Genomic DNA, 22,947 nt, shown 5'->3' with positions numbered 1-22,947 from the left:
CTGCAGAGCGATCGCTATAGCGATCAGTCTGCAGGACGCAACGGGGGTTTCTGTTGCTGCTGAAAACGGTCGGACATGGTGGGGTCGTCCAGCCACCAGGGCCGTTCGACCACCGGCTGTTCTGCCTGCTCCCCGTCGGCGGACCAGTGCTGGCGCGCATCCAGTTCAGCATCGATGCGGGCGGCATCACGGGCGTCGGCCTTGATCCAGCGGGTGGCAGCCAGGATCAGGAACGGCAGGTCGAGGATCTCGGCGACCACCCAGAGGATGCCGCCGGCAATGTGCTGGTCATCGATCGGCACCGGCGAGAAGGCCGGGCGGTTCACGGCGAAGTGGACGAGCGTCATGTGGGTCTGGAAGCGAAGGGCGATCCCGGGGAAGGCGTCGAGGATCAACTCGACGAACCCGACGGCCAGCGACAGCCCGACCGCGAGTGACGTCCGCTGGTCGTCCATGTTCACCAGCGGGAGGGCGACCAGGGTGCCGGCCAGCAACAGGATGAGGTGGACCAGGCCACCCGCCCAGACCGAACTGACGGCGAACTGCCCGAGCCCGCCGAAGATCAGCAGCATGCAGAGCACCGGCACCAGCACCGGGCTGACCAGGGGACTGCCGAGGAACCGCAGCGCCTTCGTCCGCAGCAACCGGGCCGCCAGGTTGTCCGGACCATGGACCGCGGTGACCAAGGAGAGCGGCTGGGCGGACATGACCACGATCGGGACGATCAGCAAGAGCAACAACTCCTGACTCATCCACACCCACATCAACTGGGAACCGCGGGCCTGCGGGAAACCGTTGGTGGTCCACACCACCGAGGCGACGCCGATCCAGAACACGACATCGCGGTGGACGGGCCAGGCCAAGTCCTGACGTCGGGCGGCGGATCTGGTCCGGAGGTACCCGAAGGACAGGAGCGCGGCGACGGCGATCATGACGTAGTCCGGACGCCACTCGGTGAGCACGCTCAGCCCGGTCGGGGCGGCGGTCGGGGCGGAAGGCACGAAGCCCATGGTCCCCCTGTTCGTTCGCGGCGCTCACCACCTCGCCAAATCCGGGCGGACGCAGGCTCAGGTCTGGTGCTCGAACTGCGTGCGGTAGAGGTCGGAGTAGAGGCCGTTGAGCGCGATCAGGTCGGCGTGCCGTCCGGACTCGACCACCCGGCCGCCGTCGATCACCAGGATCTGGTCGGCGCTGCGGACCGTCGACAGCCGGTGTGCGATCACCAGCGATGTCCGGCCGGCCAACGCCGCCGAGAGCGCCTGCTGCACAGCCGCTTCGGACTCGCTGTCGAGGTGGGCGGTTGCCTCGTCCAGGATCACGACGTCCGGCGCCTTGAGCAGCACCCTGGCGATGGCCAACCGCTGCTTCTCACCACCGGACAGTCGATGCCCACGATCCCCGACCACGGTGTCCAGACCCTCCGGGAGGGACGACACCAACGGCCAGATCTGCGCCGACCGCAGCGAGTCGATGAGCTCCGCCTCGGTGGCATCAGGCTTGGCGTACAACAGGTTCGCCCGGATGGTGTCGTGGAACATGTGGGCATCCTGGGCCACCACGCCGATCGAATCCCGGAGCGACTGCAGGGTCGCGTCCTTGACGTCGACGTCGCCGATCCGGACCGATCCGGTGTCCGCGTCGTAGATCCGCGGCACCAGCTGGGAGATCGTCGTCTTGCCCGCTCCCGACGGCCCGACGAGGGCGACCAACTGTCCGGCCTCGGCCCGGAAGCTGACACCGTGCAGGACGGGATGTCGCGGGCTGTGATCCGGGACCGAGATGCTCTCCAGCGACTTGAGCGACACCGAATCCGCGCTGGGGTAGGCGAAGCGGACGTCGATGAACTCGACAGCCCTCGACCCCTTGACCATCGGGACGGCGTTCGACTTCTCCTTGATCATCGGCTCGAGGTCGAGGACCTCGAAGACCCGCTCGAAGGAGACGAGCGCACTCATCACGTCCACCCGTACGTTCGACAGAGCGGTCAGCGGTCCGTAGAGGCGGGTCAGCAGCAGCGCCAACGCCACCACCGAACCGGCGTCCAGCGATCCGGAGAGTGCGAGCGCGCCGCCCAGCCCGTAGGTCAGGGCCTGCGCCAACGCGGCCACCAGGGTGAGGGCGGCGATGAACGTCCGCCCGTACATCGCGGTGGTCACCCCGATGTCCCGCACCCGACCGGCCCGCTCGGAGAACGACTTGGACTCCTCCGCCGGCCGGCCGAACAGCGAGACCAGGAGAGCTCCGGAGACGTTGAACCGCTCGGTCATCGTCGTCGTCATCGAGGCGTTGAGGCCGTAGGACTCCCTGGTCAGCGTCTGCAGCTTGCGGCCGAAGGCCCTGGCCGGCAGCACGAAGATCGGCAGCAGGATCAGCGACAGCACGGTGACCTGCCAGGACAGCGTGAACATCACGCCCGCCGTCAGGACCAGTCCGATGACGTTCGAGACCACCCCCGACAGCGTCGAGGTGAAGGCCTGCTGGGCGCCGATGACGTCGTTGTTGAGGCGGCTGACGAGGGCACCGGTCTGGGTGCGGGTGAAGAACGACAGCGACATCTGCTGGACGTGGTCGAAGACCTTGCTGCGCATGTCGAAGATCAGGCCCTCACCGATTCGAGAGGAGTAGAACCGCGAGATCAGCGAGTTGCCGGTGTCCACGATGGCCAGTGCGGCGATGACGGCCGCCAGGATGACCACCACGTGCAAGGCGCCTTTGCGGCTGATCTCGTTCACGACGCTGCCGGCCAGCAGCGGGGTGGCGACAGCGATCACCGCGGAGAAGATGGTGACCGCCAGGAACAGCGTCAGCTCTTTTCGGTACGGCTGGGCGAACCCGAGGATCCGCTTGGCGATCCCCGGTGCCAGCTTGTGGCCCTTGACCGAGTCGTCCTGATGCATCGCGCGCATCGCCGCCATCGACGATCCGCCCATCGGTGCAGATGGGGGCATGGTGACCACCTCCTGATCTGGGACAACAACGGGGCCGCCGAATCGGTTCCCGGCTGGCGCACAGCCAACCACGCGTCTCTCCCGAGCGGTCGCCTCGCCGCCTTCCCTGAACCCACCAGGACCTCGAAATCCTTGACTTGGTCGTCAGTTGTCTGACAACCTCCTCGACAGGGCATCGACGTCGATACCCGGTCGACTCCAGTCGATGCCCTGTCGACTCCAGGTGAGGCGGTTGCATGCGGACGATCGACTGGATTCCCGGCGAGGAGGCGGGTCCCGGGCACATCCGGATGATCGACCAGACCCGGCTGCCTGGCGACACGGTGGTCCTGGACATCCACACCGTCGACGACCTGGTCGACGCCATCGCCCGACTGTCCGTCCGCGGTGCCCCGGCGCTCGGCGTGGCCGGCGCCATGGGCGTGGTGATCGCCGCTCAGCAGTTCGACGAACCCGCCAGAGCAGAGCAGGCCGCGGCGCAGATCCGCGCGGCCCGACCCACCGCGGTCAACCTGTCCGTCGGCGTCGACCGGGCCCTGGCCGCCTGGCGAACCGGTGGCGTCCCAACCGCTCTCGAGGCCGCACTGGACCTGCGTGACGAGGACATCGCCGCATGCCGCGCGATGGCCGCCCTCGGGGCGGATCTGGTCCGATCCCTCGCTGCCCGGAACCCGCACTCCCGCGCCGCCGGCCTGACGACGATGACCATCTGCAACACCGGCGCGTTGGCCGCGGTCGAGCACGGTACCGCCCTGGGCGTGATCGAAAAGCTCTACCAGGACGGCGATCTCGCTTTGGCCATCGCCTGCGAGACCCGACCGCTGCTTCAGGGTGCCCGGCTCACCACCTGGGAGCTCGCCGCCATGGGCGCGCCCCACCAGCTGATCGTCGACTCGGCGGCGGCCATGATCCTGGCCGGCGGCGGCGTCGACGCCGTACTGGTCGGCGCCGACCGGATCGCGGCCAACGGCGACACGGCCAACAAGATCGGCACGTTCGCACTGGCCGTCGCCGCCCGCTATGCCGGGGTTCCATTCATCGTCGTTGCTCCAGAGTCCACCGTCGACCGGGCCACGGCCACCGGGTCCGACATCGAGATCGAGGACCGCGGTGCGGGCGAGGTGGTCGGCTTCGGCACCATCACCACCGCACCGGCCGGCACCCCGGCACGCAACCCGGCCTTCGACGTCACCCCGGCCGCATTGATCACCGCCCTCGTCACCGAACGACGAGTCATCCGGCCCCTCGACGGCGATCGTCCGGACAAGGCCACACCGCACGACTGACCCGCTCGCCCATGCAGTTGTTCAAGGAGGAACACAATGCGTGTCATTCCCACCCGTCTGCACAGCGCTCGCCAGCGCAGCACTCGTCTGCGCAGCCCTCGTCTGCGCAGCACGGTGCTGCTCGCCGCGGTGGCCGCCACCGCCCTGGTCGCCACCGCCTGCTCGCAGAACACCGGATCGACGACCACCAGTACGCCCACCACGGCTGCCCCCGCAGCCAGCGCGCCCGTGGCGAGCGGTCCGACGACCCCGGCCGGTTCCAGCGCGATGGCACCGTCGAGCTCGGCGGCGGGATCGTCCCCCGCGGCGCCCGGCTCGTCGGCGCCGTCCACCGCGGCTGACGCCGGATTCACCCTTCCGGCGGCCAAGCCGTCGGGCGCGAAGGCCAATCTGAAGATCGCCCTGGTCCGCCAGTCGGGCATCGGCGACTACTTCGAGCAGTGGGGCAGCGGGGCGCAGGCGCAGCTCAAGGCGGCCGGAGCGACCGTCGACGTCTACGACGCGCGCAACGACAACGCCAAGCAGGCAACCGATTTCAACTCGGCCATCGCGTCCAAGCCCGACGTGATCATCGTCGACCACGGCCTCAAGGACACCATCGACCCCAAGGTCGATCAGGCCCTGGCCGCAGGAATACCGGTGGTCGTCTACGACGTCGCGATCAGCAACCAGAAGGCGGTGTACATCTCGCAGGACGACGCGTCGATCGCCAACAAGATCCTCGGCTACATGAAGCAGGAGAACGCCGGCGGCGGGAAGGTCGCCTACGTCAACGTCTCCGGCATCGCTCCGCTGGACTCCCGCGACAAGGTCTATCAGCAGTTCCTCAAGGACAACCCGACGTTCACCCAGTCCGTCCACTTCGGCAAGTACTCGGAGTCGGTTGCTGCCGACACGGCCAGTGAAGGTGCGGCGGCCCTGAAGTCGGCCCCGGACACCACCCTGGCGTTCGCCGCCTACGACGAGTTGGCCAAGGGCACCCTGATCGCGTTGCGACAGAACAACATGACCAACGTCAAGGTCTACGGCGTCGACGTCTCGACCGCCGACATCCAGCTGATGACGGCGGCCAACAGCCAGTGGCGCGCGACCGCGGCCACGGACCCGGCCAACGTCGGGGCCATCGTCGCCCGGGCGGCCATTGCCTCCGGTGCCGGCGTCGACCTGCCCTACAAGGTCACCATTCCGGCCGCTCTGATCACGCAGGACCTGCTCAAGCAGAAGGGCGTGACCGACATGGCCGGCCTGCGCAAGGCGCTGCCCGACCTCAACACGCCTGGTTTCCTCGGCGCCGGCTGGATCCCCACGGTCATCCCGGGCGGCTGACCAGGCCGCGGGTCGAGGTCAGGCGCTCCGGCACCGGCTCCGACCCGCCCCCGGGACGATCTGCGCCCCGGGGCCACCCCGACCACACCAACGCAGATGCCGAGGGCACCATGACGGACAGCAGCACCATCGGCAGCGAGGCAGCCGCGCCGGTGCTCGAGGTGGACGGCATCTCGAAGAGTTTCGGCGACAACCTGGTGCTGCGCGGGGTCGGCCTGCACATCCGGCCCGGCGAGATCTACGGCCTGATGGGCGCCAACGGCGCCGGCAAGTCCACTCTGATCAAGATCCTGTGTGGAGCCGAGCGCCCGGATAGCGGCGTCATCCGGGTCAACGGCACACCGGTCGAATTCGCCGACCCGCTGGCGGCGGTGCGGCGGGGTGTCGGCACCGTCCATCAGAATCCCAACGACGGCGTCGTTCTCGATCTGACCGTGGCCGAGAACCTGGCCCTGGACCGGCTCAACTCCCGCTTGTCGTCCATCTGGTTCTCTCTGCGCCGAGCCGAGCGCGATGCCGCCGAAGTGGCCGACGCCCTTGGACTGCAGCTATCCAGGTCGGTGATGCGGGCACCGGTACGAGAGCTGGGCGTCTCCGAGCGTCAACTGCTGGTGCTGGCAAGGGCCCTGTCCCGGCATCCGGAGATCCTCATTCTCGACGAGCCCACCTCAGCACTCTCGACCGAGGAGACCGGCCGGCTGTTCGCACTCCTCCGCGGCCAGGTCGCGGCCGGCACGACGCTGCTCTACGTCAGCCACAAGCTCGCCGAGTTCGACGCCCTGTGCGACCGGGTCGGAGTGCTGCGCGACGGCGCCATGCAGGGCGAGTTCGTCCAGTCGAGAGCCACCGCTGACGGCGCAGCAGGCGCGGCCGGATTCGACTGGACCAAGGTGCTGCAGGCGTTGTTCGACCGGTCCCCGGCCGAGATGCGGCACACCGAGCAGATCGGCGGCGACGGCGTTCTCGAGTTGGCCGGACTGCAGATCTTCCCGGACTCGGTACCCATCAATCTGAGCGTCCGCCGGGGCGAGGTGACGGTGCTCCTCGGACTGCTGGGTAGCGGGAAGTCCGAGCTCCTCGAATCGATCTTCGGGGCCCGTCCCGCCCTGGGCGGCACCGCCACGCTGCTCGGACGGCCGTTCGCCCCCGGCCACCCGGCGCGGGCCACCGCCAACGGCGTCTACCTGGTGCCGGAATCCCGGCACGAGCAGGCCATCATTCCAGGGTGGGCCATCGACCGGCAGCTGACACTGCCCTTCACCAAGGAGTTCTCGAACGCCACCCTGATGAGTGGTCGGCGGGAGCGGACGGCCGGCCGGAGCACCATCGAGCGGCTGGGGGTGGTCGCGAGCTCGCCACAGGTACCGATCGAGACGCTGTCCGGCGGCAACCAGCAGAAGGTGGTCGTCGGTCGGTGGCTGCTCGGCACACCGACCCTGCTGATGCTCGACGAGCCGTTCCGCGGCGTCGACATCAACGCTCGTCATGACATCGGCGACACCATCAGGAAGATCACCGACAGCGCCGCCGTGGTGGTCGCCACCTCCGATCTCGACGAGGCCCTCGAGGTCGCCGACCGGATCGTGGTCCTGCGGCACGGCGGCGTAGCGGACGATGTGCGGCTGGCCGAGGCAGACCGCGATGACCTGATCGCAGCGATGAGCGCGCGCAGCTCCACCCTGACCGACACCCAGGAGACGACATGACCGCCGGAACGACGCCAGCCACCACCGTCGGCCGGGACCGCCCGGCCCCGAGCATCGTGGACTTCGTCGTCAAGTACGGCGTACTCCTGATCTTCGCCGTGGTGCTGATCGTGTTCTCGCTGGTGATCGACGACTTCGCCTCGATGAACACGGTGACCTCGATCCTGCAGGCGCAGACCGTCGCCGGGATAGCCGCGCTCGGGATGACGCTGACCGCCGTGGTCGGTGACCTGGACCTGTCGGTCGGGGGTATCGCCGGCCTCTCGGTGACCGTCGCCGCCCTGGCGATGATCAGGTACGCGCTCACCGGTGGCACTGCCATCGTCATCTGCCTGCTGGCCGGGCTGGCGGCCGGCTGCGTGAACGCCTCCCTCATCGTGTTTCTCAAGATTCCGCCGCTGCTGGCCACCCTCGGCACCATGTTCACCGCACAGGGCCTCAAGCGATGGCTGGTGGACGGCCAGACCCTCGTCAGCGGTATGACTCTACCGGGCAGTGACCAACCGATGAAAGGAAAGTTCACCGATGACTTCGCGGCCATCGACGGATCCCGCCTGTTCGGCCTCCCCTACTCGGTCTACCTGTTCCTCATCCTGGCCCTGGTGATGTGGGTGTTCCTGGAGCGCACCAGGTTCGGGCGGCTGTTCTACGCGGTCGGTGGCAATCCGGAGGCGGCCCGGCTGGCCGGCACCCGGATCCAGCGCTACCGATTCGCCGCCTACGCGATCTCCGGCGTGCTCGCGTCCATTGCCGGGATCATCCTCGCCTCGCGGCTCCGTCAGGGAGACGTCACGGCGGGCGATTCCACGCTGCTGGACGCGGTGGCGATCACCCTGGTCGGCTACGCCGTCCTCGGCGCCCGCAAGCCCAACGCGTTCGGAACATTCATCGGCGCATTGTTCATCGGTGTGGTGCTCTACGGCCTGACCCGACTCCAGATGAGTTACTACACCCAGGATCTCATCAAAGGGCTGGTGTTGATCTTCGCGTTGATGGTGTCGTTCTCCCTGCGACGCCGACGCCGCAAAGCTGCCGCATCCATTCCGGTCGTTCCCGGACCGGAGGTGGCGAGGTGAGGCCCGCGGAACCGACCGAGCACCGCTCGTCGGCCACGCTGACCGTCGAGAACCTCCCCGGATACCTCCAGTCGCGCCCGGAGTTGGCCCGGCAGGTGCAGATCGAGGGACTGCAGGTGACGGAGGTCGGTGACGGCAATCTGAACCAGGTGTTCATCTGCCGTGGCACCGACGGCCGCGCGCTGGTCCTCAAGCAGGCCCTGCCCTATGTGCGGTTGGTCGGACCGTCCTGGCCGATGACCGAGGAGCGGGCCGCGCGGGAGGCGAACGCGATGCAGGTCCACGCCGCCCTGTCCGACCGGGTGTGCGCGCTGATCGACTACGACCCCGACTTCCACGTCCTGGCCCTGGAGGACCTGACCGACCACACCGTGCTGCGGACCTACCTGAACCAGGGCCACGACATCACCGGCGTACCAGCGATCCTGGGGCGCCACATGGCCGACACCGGCTTCGGGACCTCCTATGTCGCAGTCGGCGAGGAATCGTTCCGGCTGGCGGCCGCGGCCGCCGTGAACACCGAGTTGTGTGCGCTCACCGAGGATGTCGTCTTCACCGAGCCGTTCCTGGGCTCGGAGCGAAATTCACTGCAGCATCCGGAGGCCGGGCAACTCGTCGCCGACCTGCAGGCCGACCCGGCCTGGGTGGCCGGTGCGATGCGGGCCAAGCGCCGCTTCGTCACCGTGGCCGAGGCCTTGGTGCACGGCGACCTGCACACCGGCAGCGTGTTCGTCCGTCCGGCCGCGGACGCCCCGGGTGGCTGGTCGGTGAGGACGTTCGACCCGGAGTTCGCCTACTACGGGCCCATCGGCTTCGACATCGGCCTGTTCTGCGCCAACCTGGTGCTGGCCGCGGCCAGGGCCGACGCGCTGGCCGACAAGGACCGGCGAGATGCATTGATCGCCGGCCTCGACGACACCTGGTCGGCCTTCGAGTCCCGCTTTCGTGAGCTCTACGCGGGCCGGCCCCGACCGGAGAAGTACCCCGATCCGGTCGTCGACGCATGGCTGGCTGACATCCGCTCGGATACATGGGGTTTCGCCGGGTGCGAGATCGCGCGGCGGATCATCGGGCTGGCCAAGGTCAGCGACATCGAGTCGTTGGGCCGGGATGCCTACCTCCGGGCGGCCGAGAGATCATTGGCAGTCAGCAGGGTTTTGCTGGTCGATGGCGAGTTTCCCGACCTGGCAGCAGTTTTCGCCCGCTGATCGACGGAGGGCTCGGTGGACACGGCTCAGCGGACCCGCAGCACCGAGAACTGGAAACGACCCTCGGCGAAATAGGTCTTCGACGCCAGGACAGCGAGACCCTTGTCGGTGTAATGGATCTGGTCGAGCAGCAGGAAGATGCTACCGGGGTGGTGCACGCCCCACCCGATGGAAGTCGCAGATACTGCATGGATGTCGGCGACCGAGGTCGTCGGCGCCACGTCATGCGCGCGGAGCAGTTCGAACAGCGAGCCGTCCACGGTGACCGGATCAAAATCGCGCCCGAGTACCCCGACGGGGATCTGATCGTCGGAGAACGCCACCGCCTCACCGTCGGCCAGCACCGCCCGCTGCGTCGCGAAGACGTCGGTGGTATCCCGATCCAGCTGCAGGCGAGCCCGTTCCACGTCGGTGGCCGGCCGCACCTCGGCAGTGTCGAATCGCATCTGGGGCTCGAACCCGTGCGCACGGATGATGTCCGACATCGACTGGAGTTCAGGCAGGGACGTCTTGATCTCCCCGCCGAAAGCCGCGACGAACGTGCCCAGTCCGTGACGTGTGCGTGTCCGACCCTGATTCTCCAAGAGCTGCAGCGCTCCTCGCACGGTACTGCGCGACACGCCGTACTCCTGGCCCAGTTGTCCTTCGGTGGGCAACCGGTCACCGGCCTGCCATTCGCCGGCCAGCAGTCGCTCGCGGAGGCGATCTGCCAGCTGCACGGGCAGATTGCGGACCGGCTTCAACACTCGGTCGCTGGACGTCGGCACCGACCGATTCTAGTCAGGCTGCGAGGGCATGGCCATGAACAGGCGCAGGCCGGACTCGCGTCCCGGCCTTTCCGAGAGGGCCGCTGAGAACAGGTGGCCGGGCGTGAATTCCGGTGCTGGTGACCCTGGCGTTCACGCTGCCCGGTGAGGTGTTCGAGGGCTACTTGATCCGCGGCCAGACCGTCGCCGAAGGGGCGCCGGGGCGGGCTCATGCTGGTCGGAGCCGTGGCCGTTACCTTGGGGCTGCTGATCGGCATCGGCATCGGCATCGGCATCGGCATCGGCATCGGCATCTCACAAGCCCCGGAGCAACAAGTAGGATGCTGCACAGCCGCCGGCCAAGCGCACCGAGCGAACGCTGACGACGGGCACTTCCCTGGGGATGAAGGCCGAGCCGGCCGCGCTCGATCCGAACTGACCTTGCTGGGCTCCGGGACGTTCACCGGCGGCCAGGACCTGCTGGCGGCGACCGAGCTGAATCCTGGGTTCGGCGGGGACTCGCAGTAACACGAGAGCGGAACGCGCCTGTTCGCTGCTGCAAGGTCGGCCGGCTGAGACAAAAGCCATCGTGAGAAACATGCACATCAGGTGAGGGGTACGGCGATCTTCATAGGCGTCAACCGCTGGGTTCGGTGGTGAACTGATCACTGTGAGGCGGTTGCGCTGCGGAACTTGGCTGCCGCGCGATCGAAGGTGAAGGCGTTGTCCCGGCAGGGGTCATCCCGGGCCCCGCACGCCGAAGGGTGACAACATTGGCTCCGGAGGAAAGAATCAGTTCCGCCCCGCGAACGGTCAGCGTCGGCTGGGCACCCAGCAGCTTGAACAACCATTGGTCCTGGACACCGCGTCCGGCGTCACAGCTCATCATCGACTGGGACATCGCGCCAAGGCTCAGTCGGCTGGAGCTCACCGTTGCCGTTGACCCCAGATCATTGCAGCCGGCATTACCCGAGATAAATCCACTGCGGTCGAAACTGAGCGAAACTACCGTTCCGGGCAGCAGGGTGAATCCAGTAACCGAGGTTGATCGATAGGTCCAACCGGAAAGTTCGGGCCACCGATCCGTCTCGACCTCCTGACGGGCGACGGAACTGACCGTCGGTGACAGACGCGGAACCCTCTCGCATGCACTTGGGGAGGATGGTGTATCGGAACAGCCTGAGATCATGAGCAGCATGGCAGCCAATCCAGCGAGCTGAGGTCTCATACGTCGAGGACGGTATGGGCCGGCGGTCGGTTGCACGCACCGCAAGACGACCGTCATGCGGTGGCCTGCGTCGCCTTGAGGGCAGCCTCGCCTTCCTGGCGCGGGACACCAGGGGCTTCTACTGTATATGGCAGACAGCATGTTTCGTTTTGCGACCGGGCCCGCTTCGTGCCGACGGTGGTGGCTCTCGTCGAGATCGGGGCCGCCCGTGTCGGTGGTCGACCCTGGCTGCGCAGCGAGGCTGCACCATCTACCGGAAGGCCACAGCGTCATGACCGACTACACCACCTACCCCGACGTCCTGGAAGGATCGTGTCCCGCCGGCGGGAACAAGATCGGTGGCGCGCAGACCTCGAAGCCGACGCTCTCGGACTGGTACCCCGACCGGCTACGGGTCGAGCAGCTGCACCGTGACGGCGCAGCGGCCAACCCGCTCGCCGACTTCGACTACGAAGCCGCCTTCGCCAGGATCGACCTCGACGAGCTCAAGGCCGACATCAATAAATTCCTCACCACCTCGGTGTCGTGGTGGCCCTCGGACTACGGCAACTACGCGCCGCAGATGATCCGGATGGCCTGGCACGCCGCCGGCACCTACCGCATCGCCGACGGACGCGGCGGCGCCGGACAGGCGATGCAGCGGTTCGCCCCGATCAGCAGCTGGTGGGACAACGGCAACACCGACAAGTCGCGTCGGCTGATCTGGCCGATCAAGCAGAAGTACGGCAATGCCCTTTCGTGGGCGGACCTCATGGTCCTCACCGGCAACTGCGCGCTCGAGATCATGGGCTTCCCGACGTATGGCTTCGGCGGCGGCCGCCGCGATGCGTGGGAAGCCGACGACGCCACCTACTGGGGCCCGGAGTACATCGACAACACCAACCCCGGCTCGTACGACGCCATGGTGATACGTGACAAGCGATGGACCGGTGAGCCCGGCGATGCCGATTACGAGCTCGAGCAGCCGCTGGCGGCCTCCCACCAGTCGCTCATCTACGTCAACCCCGAGGGCCCCAACGCGAACGGTGATCCGGCCGCCTCGGCAGTCGACATCCGCATCACCTTCGGGCGCATGGCCATGAACGACGAGGAGACCGTGGCGTTGATCGCCGGCGGCCACGCCTTCGGCAAGAGCCACGGCCAGGTCGCCGCCGACCGGATCGGAGCTCCGCCGGAGATCGCCCCCATCGAGGCCATGGGACTGGGCTGGCACAACCCCCAGGGGTCGGGAAACGCCGAGAACACGATGACCAACGGCATCGAGGGCTCGTGGACGCAGACCCCGACCCGGTGGGACAACTCCTACCTGGAGAACCTCTTCGGCCACGAGTGGAAGCAGAGCCAGAGCCCCGCGGGTGCGTTGCAGTGGACGCCGATCGACGACAGCGCCCCGAGGACCCCTGACGCGCACCTCGTGGGTGTCGAGCATCCCTTGATGATGATGACCAGCGATCTCGCGCTGAAGGTGGACCCGGTCTACCGCGAGGTCTGCTTGAAGTTTCTCGGCGACTTCGACTACTTCACCATCGCGTTCTCCAAGGCCTGGTACAAACTGACCCACCGCGACATGGGTCCCAAGTCGCGCTACCTGGGCCCCGAGGTCGCAGCGGAGGACCTGCCCTGGCAGGACCCGCTCCCCGCTCTGGATCATGACGTCGTCGGCGACGCGGGTGTGAATCGCCTCAAGCAGGCGATCCGGGATTCCGGACTCTCGGTCTCCGACCTCGCCTTCACCGCGTTCTCCTCGGCCGTGACCTACCGCGACTCCGACAAGCGCGGCGGCGCCAACGGTGCCCGGTTGGCGCTGGCGCCGCAGAAGGACTGGACGGTCAACCGCCGCACCGTCGCCGTCATCTCCGCACTGCGCGGGATCATGGACAACTTCCACCGGTCCGGGCTCGAGCAGGTCAGCCTCGCCGACGTCATCGTGCTGGGTGGCTGTGTCGCGGTCGAACAGGCCGCCAGGGCTGCAGGCACCGAGGTGGAGGTGCCCTTCACCCCGGGCCGGGTCGACGCCACCCCCGAGCAGACCGACATCCCCACCTTCGAGTGGCTGGAACCGGTTGTGGACGGCTTCCGCAACTACGTGAAGGACGGCTACGCGCAGATGACTCGGGTGGCGCCCGAGCAGATGTTCCTCGACAAGGCGGCGCTGCTGAACCTGACCGCTCCGCAGTGGGTCGTTCTCACCGGTGGTCTGCGGGCCATGGGCTGCAACCACGACGGGTCGGCCATCGGAGTCTTCACCGACCGGGTCGGCGAGCTCACCACCGACTTCTTCACCACGGTGACGAGCATGGACTACGAGTGGACCAAGCAGGACGAGACCGGGACATCGTTCCTGGTCACCGACCGTGAGAGCGGTCGGACGGTCTACCGGGCCACGCGCAACGACCTGCTGTTCGGCTCCAACCAGCAACTGCGCGCCGTCGCCGAGGTCTACGCCGGAAGCGACGGTCATCCGCGCTTCGTACGCGACTTCGTCACGGTCTGGAACAAGGTGATGATGGCGGACCGATACGACGTGAAAGCCGGCTAGGAGCAACTCGCCGGACCAGGCGATGGGCAGCACCACACCAGACGTCCGGCAGACCCCGTCAGTTTGGAATCGCTGACCGGTCGGGTGAACGACCCGACCGGTCTGCGAGCCATGAACGGGCACGAGGAGTCGGCGTGCCGCAATCGACGATCGCCCGTATCGAATCGGGCGCTCAGCGGCCTGGAGGACTGTCCGCCGACCTTCGCATCAGCGGCCAGGTGGCGGTGATGCCGGCGCCCACCCCCACGGTGTAGGCGGCTAGGTCGGTGAAGGAGAAGGTGGATCCGAGGATCAGATGCCCGGCCGTGGTGGACCGCAGAAGGTCCAACCACGGGGAGCGATACAGCTGGGTGAGCTCGACAAGGTAGCTGACCATCAGGGCAGCGGCCCCGCAACGCCACCGACCAGCGCCCGGCCACCAGGCCGACACCACGAAGAACACCATGGTTGCCCAGAGCAGATCACCTACCCGGTCAGGCACTCCAGGCGCACGCCGTGAGGCCAGACCCACGGCCACCGTCAGACCCGCCGCCGCGGCGAACCACCACCGCCGCTGACTGGCCGTGTAAGCCCAGCTGAATGAGGTCGTGCACCGTCGGCTGCCTGGCGGGAGAATCCGCCACCACATCACCACCGCATCACGCCCGCCCCGTTCGCTCTGGCTTTCTCAGGGTCAGACGCGCCCACGACGCCGTGGTTGCCCGTCCCAACCGGATCCGTGACCGGTCACGGATCGGTCAAGCGCCGGCTCATCACCGCTTCAGGTGTCGAGATTGTGTGACCTGGCTGCGGCGGTTGCTCAGGTTCGCGTCGGGCATTCTGGAAGATGTGAGCACCCCCATCGACGAGTTTGCCGGGTTTTTCGATCGAGCCGACCCCTCACCGGACGGCGAGTTCTATTCCGTCCCGCGGCTGGTCACCCATATCGACGACCGAGCCATCGCTGCCGTGGCGGCTCTGTACGCAGAACTGGGTGTGGACGGCGATGCAGCCCAACCCCACCGGGTCCTGGATCTCATGTCGTCCTGGACCTCACATCTGGTGAGCGCCCCGGCCGAGCTGATCGTGCTGGGCCTGAACCAGGTCGAGCTGGACGCCAACCCGATGGCCACCGAACGAATCGTGCAGGACCTCAACTTGGATCCGCGACTTCCGCTGGCCGACCGGTCGGTGGACGCAGTGCTGTGCTGTGTGTCGGTGGACTACCTGATCCATCCGGTGGAAGTATTGGCCGAGGCCGCCCGGGTCATGCGACCCGGCGCGGCGATCGCCATCACATTTTCCAACCGGTGCTTCCCGTCCAAGGCGATCCGAGGCTGGCTGGCCACCGATGATGCCGCCCACGGCGCCATCATCGGTGAGTACCTGCGGCTCGCCGGCGGATTCACCCCTGCCGAGATCACCCTGCGCACACCCAGCGGCAACTACCGCGGCGATCCCCTCTACGCAGTCGTCTGCCGCCGCCGCTGACCTGCTCGGCTGGCGACGGGGTCGAGCCAAGAACTGAACGTGGTCCACGAGGTGGTGGACAATCACGGATCGGCGGGGCACCTGCTGATCGGGGTGAGGGATCGACCCCCCCGAAGTCAGGATTCGATCGCCGCGGCGGCGGTCCGGATTCCGAGCGAGTTCACGTCCTGGAAGCGCCGGCTTCCAGGAGCACCTGGTTCCACAACCGCATGTGCCAACCAGCGGATTCGTTGAATATCAGATCGGCCAAGCCGGGTCCCCCCGCGTTCAGCGGTAGCGGTTCCTCCGAGTGGTCGTGGAGGAACCGCTCGACCGCATCACGCTGGCCTGGCGTCGGGCCAGGTGACGACCCGGAGCCGCGGCCATAGAAGACCCATTTCTGACCGTTCACATGTAGGACGAGGGTCTTCAACCTGGACAGGTGTGCCTGAACCTCTGTGACAGAAGTGTCGAACAGGAGTGCCTCATTCTTGTCCCAAGCGCGTAGCCGCTGGCCTTCCAGCATCATCACGACCGGACGGCAGGTGAAGGGGTTCCACCAGCTTTTCCGCCAGTAGGGCAGTGAACACAGGTACGTCATGACGATCAATCTTACCAGTCCGTATCACAACGGCAGCCAGCGAAAGATGACCGGCCGGGCCAAGGTCCGGGCGACTCGTTTTACTCCGGCCTGACCAGCCGGGTTTGGTCTTCCCGGTGCCCAGAAGATTCTTCAACGCCAAATCGGCGGTGCCGGAAAATCGGCGGTGCCGGAAAAATAGCCCGCTAGCGGTTCTGCTATCGGTACGCGTGGACCTGCAACCTCCGCCCAGGCGGTGAACAGCCGGTTCATTTCCTTCACCGCCTCCGATGACCAGCATCTCCGCCTTCAAAATTGAATTTGGAACGATGGCCGTTGTCGGCGATGGTTGGCTCTGCCGAGTACGGACGCCGAAAGAGTCAACGCATTCCGCCTCCGCCCGCGGCTGACCAACCTGCCACTTGGATCCCACAGCCGCGATTGCCAACGGCGCGTAGCGCTGAAAACCCACCCGCCCACCCGCCGATACCGGCCATACCTTCTGCGGTTCAGTGTCCGGTCAGCTCGGCGACGACAGGAGCGAGCGCAGCAGCGGCGTTGGCGCCGACGACGAAGTAGGAGAAGCCGCCCTCCTCCCGTCGTCTCAGGACTTCATCGATGGCCGCCGTCGGGTCACTTGGAAGTGCCAATAGCGAGTCCGCCGCTCGCAGCGCGGCAGGGTCCGTATCGGGTGGTGCCATGAACGGGGACACGGTGTCACCGACCACCGACACATGAAGCGCGAGTTCGACGTCGCGGATAGCGCGGAAATCGGCCGCCATCTGCATGATCTTGGCCCGAGAATTCCCCGGCATCCCAGCGAACGTGACGGTGTCCGCAAGGTCGACCGCCACCGCGCGGGCCCTCGGACCATGCACAGCCATCACTACCGGTGTGTGAAAGTCCGGACCGTCGAGGTCTCTGAGCAAGGTGACAGCGTCACGCACCTGAGACAACCGCTCGCCTGGTGTCACCACCGGGAGGCCCAACTGGCGCAGTTCGTCTTCGATCCCGGGTCTGCCGGTGCCGATGCCCATCTCGAAGCGACCTTCGGTCAGCAGCGACAGCGAGTGCGCTTCCCACGCCAGGCTCCAGGGCGGGCGCAGCGGAGAGGCGTATACCCAGGTACCCACCCGCAGGTCGGCGGCGAGAGTCGCAGCGACAGCCAGCGTCGGTCCCGGCGCCGGCTGCCACTGCTGAACGTCGGGCATCAGCAGCGTCGAGTAACCGCTGTCGGCGATACTGCGCACCTGATCTCGCCACGCCGCCAGATCAGTCCTGATAGGGGCGACAACCCCGAATCGAAATGGTCTCGTCCCGCCGGGCGCCTCATGGTCGGCCATCGTCATTGTCCTCTCGTTGTCGCCCGAGCGTTGCGCCCGGCTCCATCACCACGAACAGGCCCGAGCGGATCCGACAACTACACGTCGCCAGTGTGGACGGAGCACGCCGACACCAGTGGCAGGCCCGGACGCGCATTCCGCGGATCCACCACGCCTGCCCCGCTCCGGCCTTCTCGCAACGCCAAGGATGGACGACGGCCGCGACTGCGGTCGTCGGCGCGCTCCCTCACCCAACCTCGGCACTTCTCCGGGCCGACCACCTTCCCGAACCCGAAGCTCCTGCGCATCGGCGGGACCGGATGTGGACAACCCTGGCCCGCGTGCGGCCAATCGGGTTACCGTCAGCTCAACCGAGGGGGTACACCGATGGCGACCGCGACCGAACACATCCACGACGAGGTCCGAGAGCTGATCCGCCGCCGCGGCGTCGACCCGATCACCCAGCACCGCGCCACCCGAGCCCTCATCGAAGAGGTCATCGCGCACTACGAGGAGCGGGTGCCCACCTCCTCGCTCCCCACCCTGATCGACCGTCCAGGCACCGCCCGTTTCGTCTTCGACGCGCTGGCCGGCTTCGGCCCGCTGCAACGCTTCCTCGACGACCGCGAGATCGAGGAGATCTGGGTCAACCAACCCGGCAAGGTCTTCGTCGCCCGCAACGGCGTTTCGGAGCTGACCACCACGGTCCTCGCTCCCGGCGAGGTTCGTGACCTGGTGGAACGGATGCTCAAACCGTCCGGCCGGCGCCTGGATCTGTCGTCCCCGTTCGTCGATGCGCTGCTCCCCGACGGGTCACGGCTGCACGCCGTCATCCCGGACATCACCCGCGAACACCTCTCGCTCAACATCCGCAAGTTCGTCGTCGCCGCCAACGGCCTCGAGGACCTGGTCGCCCGCGGATCGATGACGGCCCACGCCGCACGGTTCCTGGAAGCGTCCGTCGTCGCCGGATTGAACATCATCGTGGCGGGCGGGACGCAGGCCGGGAAGACCACTCTGCTCAATACCCTCATCAACTCCATACCGCCCCGCGAGCGGGTGATCACCTGCGAGGAGGTGTTCGAGCTACGGCCGAATCTCCCGGACATCGTCGCCATGCAGACCAGGCAGCCGAACCTCGAGGGCCACGGCGAGATCCGGCTGCGCCGCCTCATCAAGGAGGCACTGCGGATGCGGCCATCGCGGATGATCGTCGGGGAGGTCCGTCAGGAGGAGTCTCTCGATCTGCTCATCGCCTTGAACTCCGGGTTGCCGGGGATGTGCAGCGTGCACGCCAACTCCGCTCGGGAGGCCGTGATCAAACTGTGCACCCTCCCGCTCCTGGCCGGCGAGAACGTCACCGCCGCCTTCGTGGTACCGACCGTCGCCACCTCGATCGACCTGGTCGTGCAGGTCGGCATCGAACCGAGCGGCCACCGCCGCGTCCGGGAGATCGTGGCGCTCCCCGGCCGGGTCGAGAACGGAGTCGTCGAAGTGGCCGACGTCTTCACCAGCCGGGGCAATGAACTGGTCCGCGCCGACGGCTATCCCCCACATCCCGACCGCTTCCTGCGCCATGGCATCGATCTACCGGCCCTCCTCAACTGGAAACGGCAGGATTGAGATCGGGATCGGGGGCCGGGCGTCCACATTCACCACCGATGGCCCTCGTCCCCCACAATGGCGTGGGCGGCAGCAGACCTGATCATGGGGGCGAGATGGACGACGATCCGAGCATGCCGGTGATCGACGACCCGGATTGGGCCAGGCGGGTGGCTGCGATCGAGAAGGAGTTCCGTCAGGCCGAACGACGGCGGCGGGTCTCCCGGCGGGCGCCACGAGCACCGCGACGACGACAGTTTCGCGCAGTGCATCTGTGGATCGGCATCGCCGTGGTGATCGTCGCCTACGCCGTCATCGTCAAGCCGTGGGGAACCGACGGCCCGGGCAACAACGACCCCTCTCTCGGTCTCGCCGACGCGAATGTCAGTTCTCCGTCCACCGGGCAGGTGCCATCGGCCGGCGGACAACCGACAACGGCGGACCCGTTCGCCGGAACCCCTGCCCAGACATGGCTTTCCGCTGATCGCGGCGTCATCATGCCGCCGGCCGCCAAGTCGGGGCCCTTCAGCAAAGTGCAGGTCGCCCCCGCCCTGGACCTGGCCCATCGGTACATCCTGCTGACCCGGGCCGATCCGCGGGTCGTCATCAACCACCAGGTCACCCTGCTCACTGCACTGGTGGTCCCGGAGGAGCTCCGCCGGCCCGGGTTGAAGATCACCGGCGCGGATTCGATCCTGCGTCCGACCCTGCTGGCACCGGGCAACCGCTTGGCGGCTCCGATCCGGGTCAACGGCACGGTCACGTACACCTACCAGCACGACGCGGCCGGCCACCCCATCCTGCAGGTCACCACCAACCTGGTCTGGGCCTACCCGCTGGTCCCGTATGCGGGTGTCCCCACCCCCGGCGACACGATCTCACTCCGGCACGACCACATGACGCTGAATCTTTATCCCACAGACACGAAACTGCGCGACAAGGTCTTCATCGAGGACATCGAGGGCTTCCAGTCGAACCTCGACTGCGAGTATGCGGATCAAGGTCTGATGGGTCTTCCGCGTGTCGACGACCCCTCGCGCGCGCCAGTCCCGTCGGCGACACTGCCCACCGACGACCGGGCCTACGACCCTCGGACGCCCGTGGACGGCAGCGGCAACTGCCTCTGAGCCACAACCCGCTCGTGCGCGATCGGCCGGTCGGGTGTGACCAGGCGGACAGGGCCCAAGTCCATGCATCGGAATGGATCGGTGCTTCGCAAGGTTAAACTCTTTGCGGCAACGAAGCGCAGGGGAAGCGTTCGCTACCGGTTCAGCTGCGCACTGCGCCAGAAGCGGATCGCCCTACCGGGGCCACTGGAATACGACAGGGACACGAAGATGAGCATCAGCACGAAGCAGAAGTCGTCGGACAACTCCCTGAAAGCTCTTGCCGAGCGCAGGGTCCGAGCCGAGATCGACTCGATGCTGCAGATCAACGGCAACACCCCCACCGCGCACGACTGGGTACCGCGCGTCGTGATGATGGCCTACGAGCGTCGCTGCGCCAACAACCCCACCAACGGCGAGCTCGCCGAATGCTTCTCGGTGGCCCAGGCCATCGCCAGCCGGAGCTGACGTGCCAGGCTGACCCCGTGGACCGCATCGTCACGGACGTCAGCCGGCAATCCCTGTCGTCGTGGTCCCCCACCACCACGGCGACCACGCATCTCTACGCGTACGACAACCAGCTGACCGAGATCCCTGACAGCATCGGCACTCTGACCCACCTGACGGCGCTGGACCTGGCGGGAAACCGGCTCACCGGTCTTCCATCGGCGCTCGCCGACTGCTGCGAACTCGAGTACCTCTACCTGCACGGGAATCAGCTGGTCACCCTGCTACCAGACCGCCTCGGGCGGCTCTCGGAACTGCTGTACCTCAACGTCAACGGCAACCCGTTGCTCGAATTGCCTGATGCGGTCGGTGATCTCGGATCATTGGCCGAACTCCGCGCCGAATCGTGTGGCCTCACCGATCTGCCCGGCACCACGGGGCATCTGAGCGGGCTGCGCGAACTCCACCTGCGGTCCAACCTGATCACCGACATCCCTGCAGCCGTCGGCTCTCTCGCCGATCTGCGGCATCTGGACCTACGGGACAACCGGCTGACGGAGATTCCCGCCCATCTCGCCGGACTGGGACAGCTCCGCAGCCTCGACCTCCGGCAGAACGCGATCGACACCGTGCCGGCAGTTCTGCTGGAGCTGCGCGTTCTGGACAAACTCGACCTGCGTTGGAACCGGGTCAGCGACGACGACCCGACGGTCCGGACTTTGCGACAGAGAGGATGCCTGGTCCACGTCTGATTCGTTGCCCCGGCGCGTCCTGACGGGCCCCGCCGACGAACTGGACAGCCTCGGTAACCTGGTGCACGTGGGAAAGGTCTACGAAGGAATCGATGCCAAGCTCGCCGCCTGGATGACGGCCCAGCCGATGTTCGTCGTCGGGACTGCGCCGTTGGCCACCGACGGGCTCATCAACATCTCGCCCAAGGGCATGGCCGGCACGTTCGCGGTGCTCGACGAGCACCGCGTCGCGTATCTGGATCTGACCGGCAGCGGCGTGGAAACGATCGCCCACCTGCGCCAGAACGGCCGGATCGTCCTCATGTTCACCGCATTCGACGGCCGCCCCAACATCGTGCGACTGCACGGCACCGGCGAGGTCCTGCTGCCCGGTGACCCGGACTTCGCCGAACTGATGGGCGAGTTCTCCGAGCATCCGGGAGTGCGTTCGATCATCGTGGTGACGGTGCAAAGGGTCTCGGACTCGTGCGGTTACGCCGTGCCCAAGATGGAGTTCGTCCAGGACCGGGACGTACTCGACCTCTCCAACGCCAAGAAGGGCGAGGACGGCCTGGCGGACTACCGCCGCCAGAAGAACTCCGCCAGCCTGGACGGCTTGCCCGGACTCGTCTGAACGACTCGCCCTCGCTCCGGTCGAAATCCTCTTCAGGCCAGGCGCAGCACGATCGCCCCAGCGGCGATGACGAAGGCCGCGCCGATCCGGTAGATGTCGGCCTTCTCCTTGAGGATGAGGATTGCGGTGGCGGTGGCGAACAGGATCGAGGTCTCCCGGAGCGCGGCGACGGCGGCGACGGGCGCCTTCGTCATGGCCCAGAGCACCAGCCCGTAGGCACCGACGTTGGCCGCGCCGCCGACTGCTCCGACCCACCACCGGCTGCGGACCGTGGCCACCAGTTCACCGCGCCTGCGGATCACCGTCCAGGCGACCATCGGCAGCGCGGTGAACAGGAAGATCCAGGCGGTGTAGGTCGCAGGAGCCCCCGATGCCCGCGCCCCGGCTCCGTCGATCAGGGTGTAGGTCGCGATCACCACTGCATTGATCAACGCCAGAGCGGTGGCCCGGCGAATCCGGAACTGCCTGCCGCCGACGGTCCCGGCCGGTCGATCGGACCGACGGGTCCGTCCGCCGAGACCGATACCCCAGATGCCACAGCAGATCAGGGCGACCCCGATCCACTCGGTGCCGGCGAGGTGCTCTCCGATGATCGGACCACTGACCACCGCAACCAGTAGTGGGGCTGTCCCCCGCATCAACGGATACGTCTGGCCCATGTCGCCGGCGCGATAGGCGGCCGCGACCAGTGGGTAGTAGATCGTCTGCGCCACCACGGATCCCGCGACGTTGATCCACGCGGAGCCGGCGATCGGCGGCAGGAAGGGCACGGTGGTGGCACAGAACACCGCGCCACCACCGGCAATCAGCACGGTGGCCAGGTAGCCGTCCGGCGACAGCTTCACCAAGGTGTTCCACAGGACGTGCAGCACGGCGGCCGCGAGCACGACAGCAACGACTCCGCCTGGCACGGGAGCCAGTATGGCCCGTCGGCCGCCGACGGCTTTTCGGTGGCCGTCACCTGAACGCACCCTTGACGACGCGACCGGTCTGCCATTAGATAGGGAAACTTC

21 protein-coding genes are annotated in these 22,947 nt (G+C 67.1%); 13 read left to right on the top strand and 8 right to left on the bottom strand.

The annotated features are described in order from the left end of the window. Positions 1-23: 23 nt before the first annotated feature. Together ABIB25_RS05665 and ABIB25_RS05660 are read right to left on the bottom strand one after the other, a co-directional pair. Positions 24-1,001, bottom strand: coding sequence for a cytochrome c oxidase assembly protein (locus ABIB25_RS05665; protein ID WP_354527438.1), 978 nt, complete (start codon positions 999-1,001; stop codon positions 24-26). Between the two features lie 66 nt (positions 1,002-1,067). Beyond that, positions 1,068-2,948, bottom strand: coding sequence for an ABC transporter ATP-binding protein (locus tag ABIB25_RS05660; protein ID WP_354527437.1), 1,881 nt, complete (start codon positions 2,946-2,948; stop codon positions 1,068-1,070). A gap of 236 nt (positions 2,949-3,184) precedes the next feature. On the opposite strand from ABIB25_RS05660, the gene mtnA reads away from it, so the two are divergent. The 5 genes from mtnA to mtnK all read left to right on the top strand — a co-directional run bounded on the left by mtnA (position 3,185) and on the right by mtnK (position 9,550). Then, positions 3,185-4,234 carry an S-methyl-5-thioribose-1-phosphate isomerase gene (gene mtnA, locus ABIB25_RS05655; RefSeq protein WP_354527436.1) on the top strand — a complete coding sequence of 350 codons (1,050 nt, stop codon included), beginning with the start codon at positions 3,185-3,187 and terminating at the stop codon, positions 4,232-4,234. Between the two features lie 36 nt (positions 4,235-4,270). Then, entirely contained in the window at positions 4,271-5,560 is a 1,290-nt protein-coding gene (locus ABIB25_RS05650) for a sugar ABC transporter substrate-binding protein (RefSeq protein ID WP_354527435.1), read from the top strand. Between the two features lie 110 nt (positions 5,561-5,670). Next, complete coding sequence (locus tag ABIB25_RS05645; RefSeq protein WP_354527434.1) at positions 5,671-7,266, top strand: sugar ABC transporter ATP-binding protein; 1,596 nt, start codon at positions 5,671-5,673, stop codon at positions 7,264-7,266. Then, the gene (locus tag ABIB25_RS05640; RefSeq protein WP_354527433.1) at positions 7,263-8,342 is read left to right on the top strand and encodes an ABC transporter permease; all 1,080 of its coding nucleotides are present in this window, start codon (positions 7,263-7,265) and stop codon (positions 8,340-8,342) included. Before ABIB25_RS05645 ends, ABIB25_RS05640 begins: the two co-directional genes overlap by 4 nt. Next, positions 8,339-9,550, top strand: a complete 1,212-nt coding sequence (mtnK, locus tag ABIB25_RS05635; RefSeq protein WP_354527432.1) for an S-methyl-5-thioribose kinase — start codon at positions 8,339-8,341, stop codon at positions 9,548-9,550. Before ABIB25_RS05640 ends, mtnK begins: the two co-directional genes overlap by 4 nt. Before the next feature lie 26 nt (positions 9,551-9,576). Here the strand turns inward: mtnK and ABIB25_RS05630 are convergent, their stop codons facing one another. Further along, a complete protein-coding gene (locus ABIB25_RS05630; protein WP_354527431.1) occupies positions 9,577-10,317 on the bottom strand; it encodes a GntR family transcriptional regulator in 741 nt (246 codons plus the stop codon). Positions 10,318-10,527: 210 nt separating this feature from the next. Between ABIB25_RS05630 and ABIB25_RS05625 the strand changes: the two genes are divergently transcribed. After that, on the top strand, positions 10,528-10,824 hold the full coding sequence (locus ABIB25_RS05625; RefSeq protein WP_354527430.1) for a hypothetical protein: 297 nt from the start codon (positions 10,528-10,530) through the stop codon (positions 10,822-10,824). Between the two features lie 109 nt (positions 10,825-10,933). Here ABIB25_RS05625 and ABIB25_RS05620 read toward each other — a convergent pair whose 3' ends face one another. Next, positions 10,934-11,494, bottom strand: a complete 561-nt coding sequence (locus ABIB25_RS05620; RefSeq protein WP_354527429.1) for an META domain-containing protein — start codon at positions 11,492-11,494, stop codon at positions 10,934-10,936. A gap of 301 nt (positions 11,495-11,795) precedes the next feature. Between ABIB25_RS05620 and katG the strand changes: the two genes are divergently transcribed. After that, on the top strand, positions 11,796-14,063 hold the full coding sequence (gene katG, locus ABIB25_RS05615) for a catalase/peroxidase HPI (protein ID WP_354527428.1): 2,268 nt from the start codon (positions 11,796-11,798) through the stop codon (positions 14,061-14,063). 172 nt (positions 14,064-14,235) lie between these two features. Here katG and ABIB25_RS05610 read toward each other — a convergent pair whose 3' ends face one another. Beyond that, the gene (locus ABIB25_RS05610; protein ID WP_354527427.1) at positions 14,236-14,544 is read right to left on the bottom strand and encodes a ribosomal maturation YjgA family protein; all 309 of its coding nucleotides are present in this window, start codon (positions 14,542-14,544) and stop codon (positions 14,236-14,238) included. Positions 14,545-14,891: 347 nt separating this feature from the next. Here ABIB25_RS05610 and ABIB25_RS05605 point away from each other — a divergent pair, with 347 nt between their 5' ends. Next, positions 14,892-15,533: a class I SAM-dependent methyltransferase gene (locus ABIB25_RS05605; RefSeq protein WP_354527426.1), complete on the top strand. Its 642-nt coding sequence runs from the start codon at positions 14,892-14,894 to the stop codon at positions 15,531-15,533. 160 nt (positions 15,534-15,693) lie between these two features. On the opposite strand, the gene ABIB25_RS05600 is transcribed toward ABIB25_RS05605, so the two are convergent. Then, entirely contained in the window at positions 15,694-16,122 is a 429-nt protein-coding gene (locus tag ABIB25_RS05600; RefSeq protein ID WP_354527425.1) for a hypothetical protein, read from the bottom strand. 479 nt (positions 16,123-16,601) lie between these two features. Beyond that, positions 16,602-17,435 carry an LLM class flavin-dependent oxidoreductase gene (locus ABIB25_RS05595; RefSeq protein ID WP_354527424.1) on the bottom strand — a complete coding sequence of 278 codons (834 nt, stop codon included), beginning with the start codon at positions 17,433-17,435 and terminating at the stop codon, positions 16,602-16,604. A 366-nt stretch (positions 17,436-17,801) separates the two neighbouring features. Between ABIB25_RS05595 and ABIB25_RS05590 the strand changes: the two genes are divergently transcribed. From ABIB25_RS05590 to ABIB25_RS05570, 5 genes are all read left to right on the top strand, one after another. After that, positions 17,802-19,037 carry a TadA family conjugal transfer-associated ATPase gene (locus ABIB25_RS05590; RefSeq protein WP_354527423.1) on the top strand — a complete coding sequence of 412 codons (1,236 nt, stop codon included), beginning with the start codon at positions 17,802-17,804 and terminating at the stop codon, positions 19,035-19,037. A gap of 95 nt (positions 19,038-19,132) precedes the next feature. After that, positions 19,133-20,143, top strand: a complete 1,011-nt coding sequence (locus ABIB25_RS05585) for a hypothetical protein (RefSeq protein ID WP_354527422.1) — start codon at positions 19,133-19,135, stop codon at positions 20,141-20,143. Between the two features lie 210 nt (positions 20,144-20,353). Continuing rightward, a complete protein-coding gene (locus ABIB25_RS05580) occupies positions 20,354-20,590 on the top strand; it encodes a hypothetical protein (RefSeq protein WP_354527421.1) in 237 nt (78 codons plus the stop codon). Positions 20,591-20,607: 17 nt separating this feature from the next. Continuing rightward, positions 20,608-21,321 carry a leucine-rich repeat domain-containing protein gene (locus ABIB25_RS05575; protein WP_354527420.1) on the top strand — a complete coding sequence of 238 codons (714 nt, stop codon included), beginning with the start codon at positions 20,608-20,610 and terminating at the stop codon, positions 21,319-21,321. 67 nt (positions 21,322-21,388) lie between these two features. After that, the gene (locus ABIB25_RS05570; protein WP_354527558.1) at positions 21,389-21,934 is read left to right on the top strand and encodes a pyridoxamine 5'-phosphate oxidase family protein; all 546 of its coding nucleotides are present in this window, start codon (positions 21,389-21,391) and stop codon (positions 21,932-21,934) included. 32 nt (positions 21,935-21,966) lie between these two features. Here ABIB25_RS05570 and ABIB25_RS05565 read toward each other — a convergent pair whose 3' ends face one another. After that, on the bottom strand, positions 21,967-22,845 hold the full coding sequence (locus ABIB25_RS05565) for an EamA family transporter (protein ID WP_354527419.1): 879 nt from the start codon (positions 22,843-22,845) through the stop codon (positions 21,967-21,969). Positions 22,846-22,947: the final 102 nt, after the last annotated feature.

This window comes from Nakamurella sp. UYEF19 (assembly GCF_040546275.1).
Classification (GTDB): Bacteria; Actinomycetota; Actinomycetes; order Mycobacteriales; family Nakamurellaceae; genus Nakamurella.
Note: the sequence above shows the minus strand (reverse complement) of the source record. Positions and strands in the feature narration are given on the sequence as shown.

Excerpts from the sequence above, each read along its gene's own strand:
- mtnA (WP_354527436.1), top strand. The coding sequence starts at position 3,185 with ATGCGGACGATCGACTGGATTCCCGGCGAGGAGGCGGGTCCCGGGCAC.
- katG (WP_354527428.1), top strand. The coding sequence starts at position 11,796 with ATGACCGACTACACCACCTACCCCGACGTCCTGGAAGGATCGTGTCCC.
- ABIB25_RS05580 (WP_354527421.1), top strand. The coding sequence starts at position 20,354 with ATGAGCATCAGCACGAAGCAGAAGTCGTCGGACAACTCCCTGAAAGCT.
- ABIB25_RS05660 (WP_354527437.1), bottom strand. The coding sequence starts at position 2,948 with ATGCCCCCATCTGCACCGATGGGCGGATCGTCGATGGCGGCGATGCGC.
- ABIB25_RS05640 (WP_354527433.1), top strand. The coding sequence starts at position 7,263 with ATGACCGCCGGAACGACGCCAGCCACCACCGTCGGCCGGGACCGCCCG.
- ABIB25_RS05590 (WP_354527423.1), top strand. The coding sequence starts at position 17,802 with ATGGCGACCGCGACCGAACACATCCACGACGAGGTCCGAGAGCTGATC.
- ABIB25_RS05595 (WP_354527424.1), bottom strand. The coding sequence starts at position 17,435 with ATGGCCGACCATGAGGCGCCCGGCGGGACGAGACCATTTCGATTCGGG.
- ABIB25_RS05625 (WP_354527430.1), top strand. The coding sequence starts at position 10,528 with ATGCTGGTCGGAGCCGTGGCCGTTACCTTGGGGCTGCTGATCGGCATC.
- ABIB25_RS05620 (WP_354527429.1), bottom strand. The coding sequence starts at position 11,494 with ATGCTGCTCATGATCTCAGGCTGTTCCGATACACCATCCTCCCCAAGT.
- ABIB25_RS05645 (WP_354527434.1), top strand. The coding sequence starts at position 5,671 with ATGACGGACAGCAGCACCATCGGCAGCGAGGCAGCCGCGCCGGTGCTC.
- ABIB25_RS05585 (WP_354527422.1), top strand. The coding sequence starts at position 19,133 with ATGGACGACGATCCGAGCATGCCGGTGATCGACGACCCGGATTGGGCC.
- ABIB25_RS05650 (WP_354527435.1), top strand. The coding sequence starts at position 4,271 with ATGCGTGTCATTCCCACCCGTCTGCACAGCGCTCGCCAGCGCAGCACT.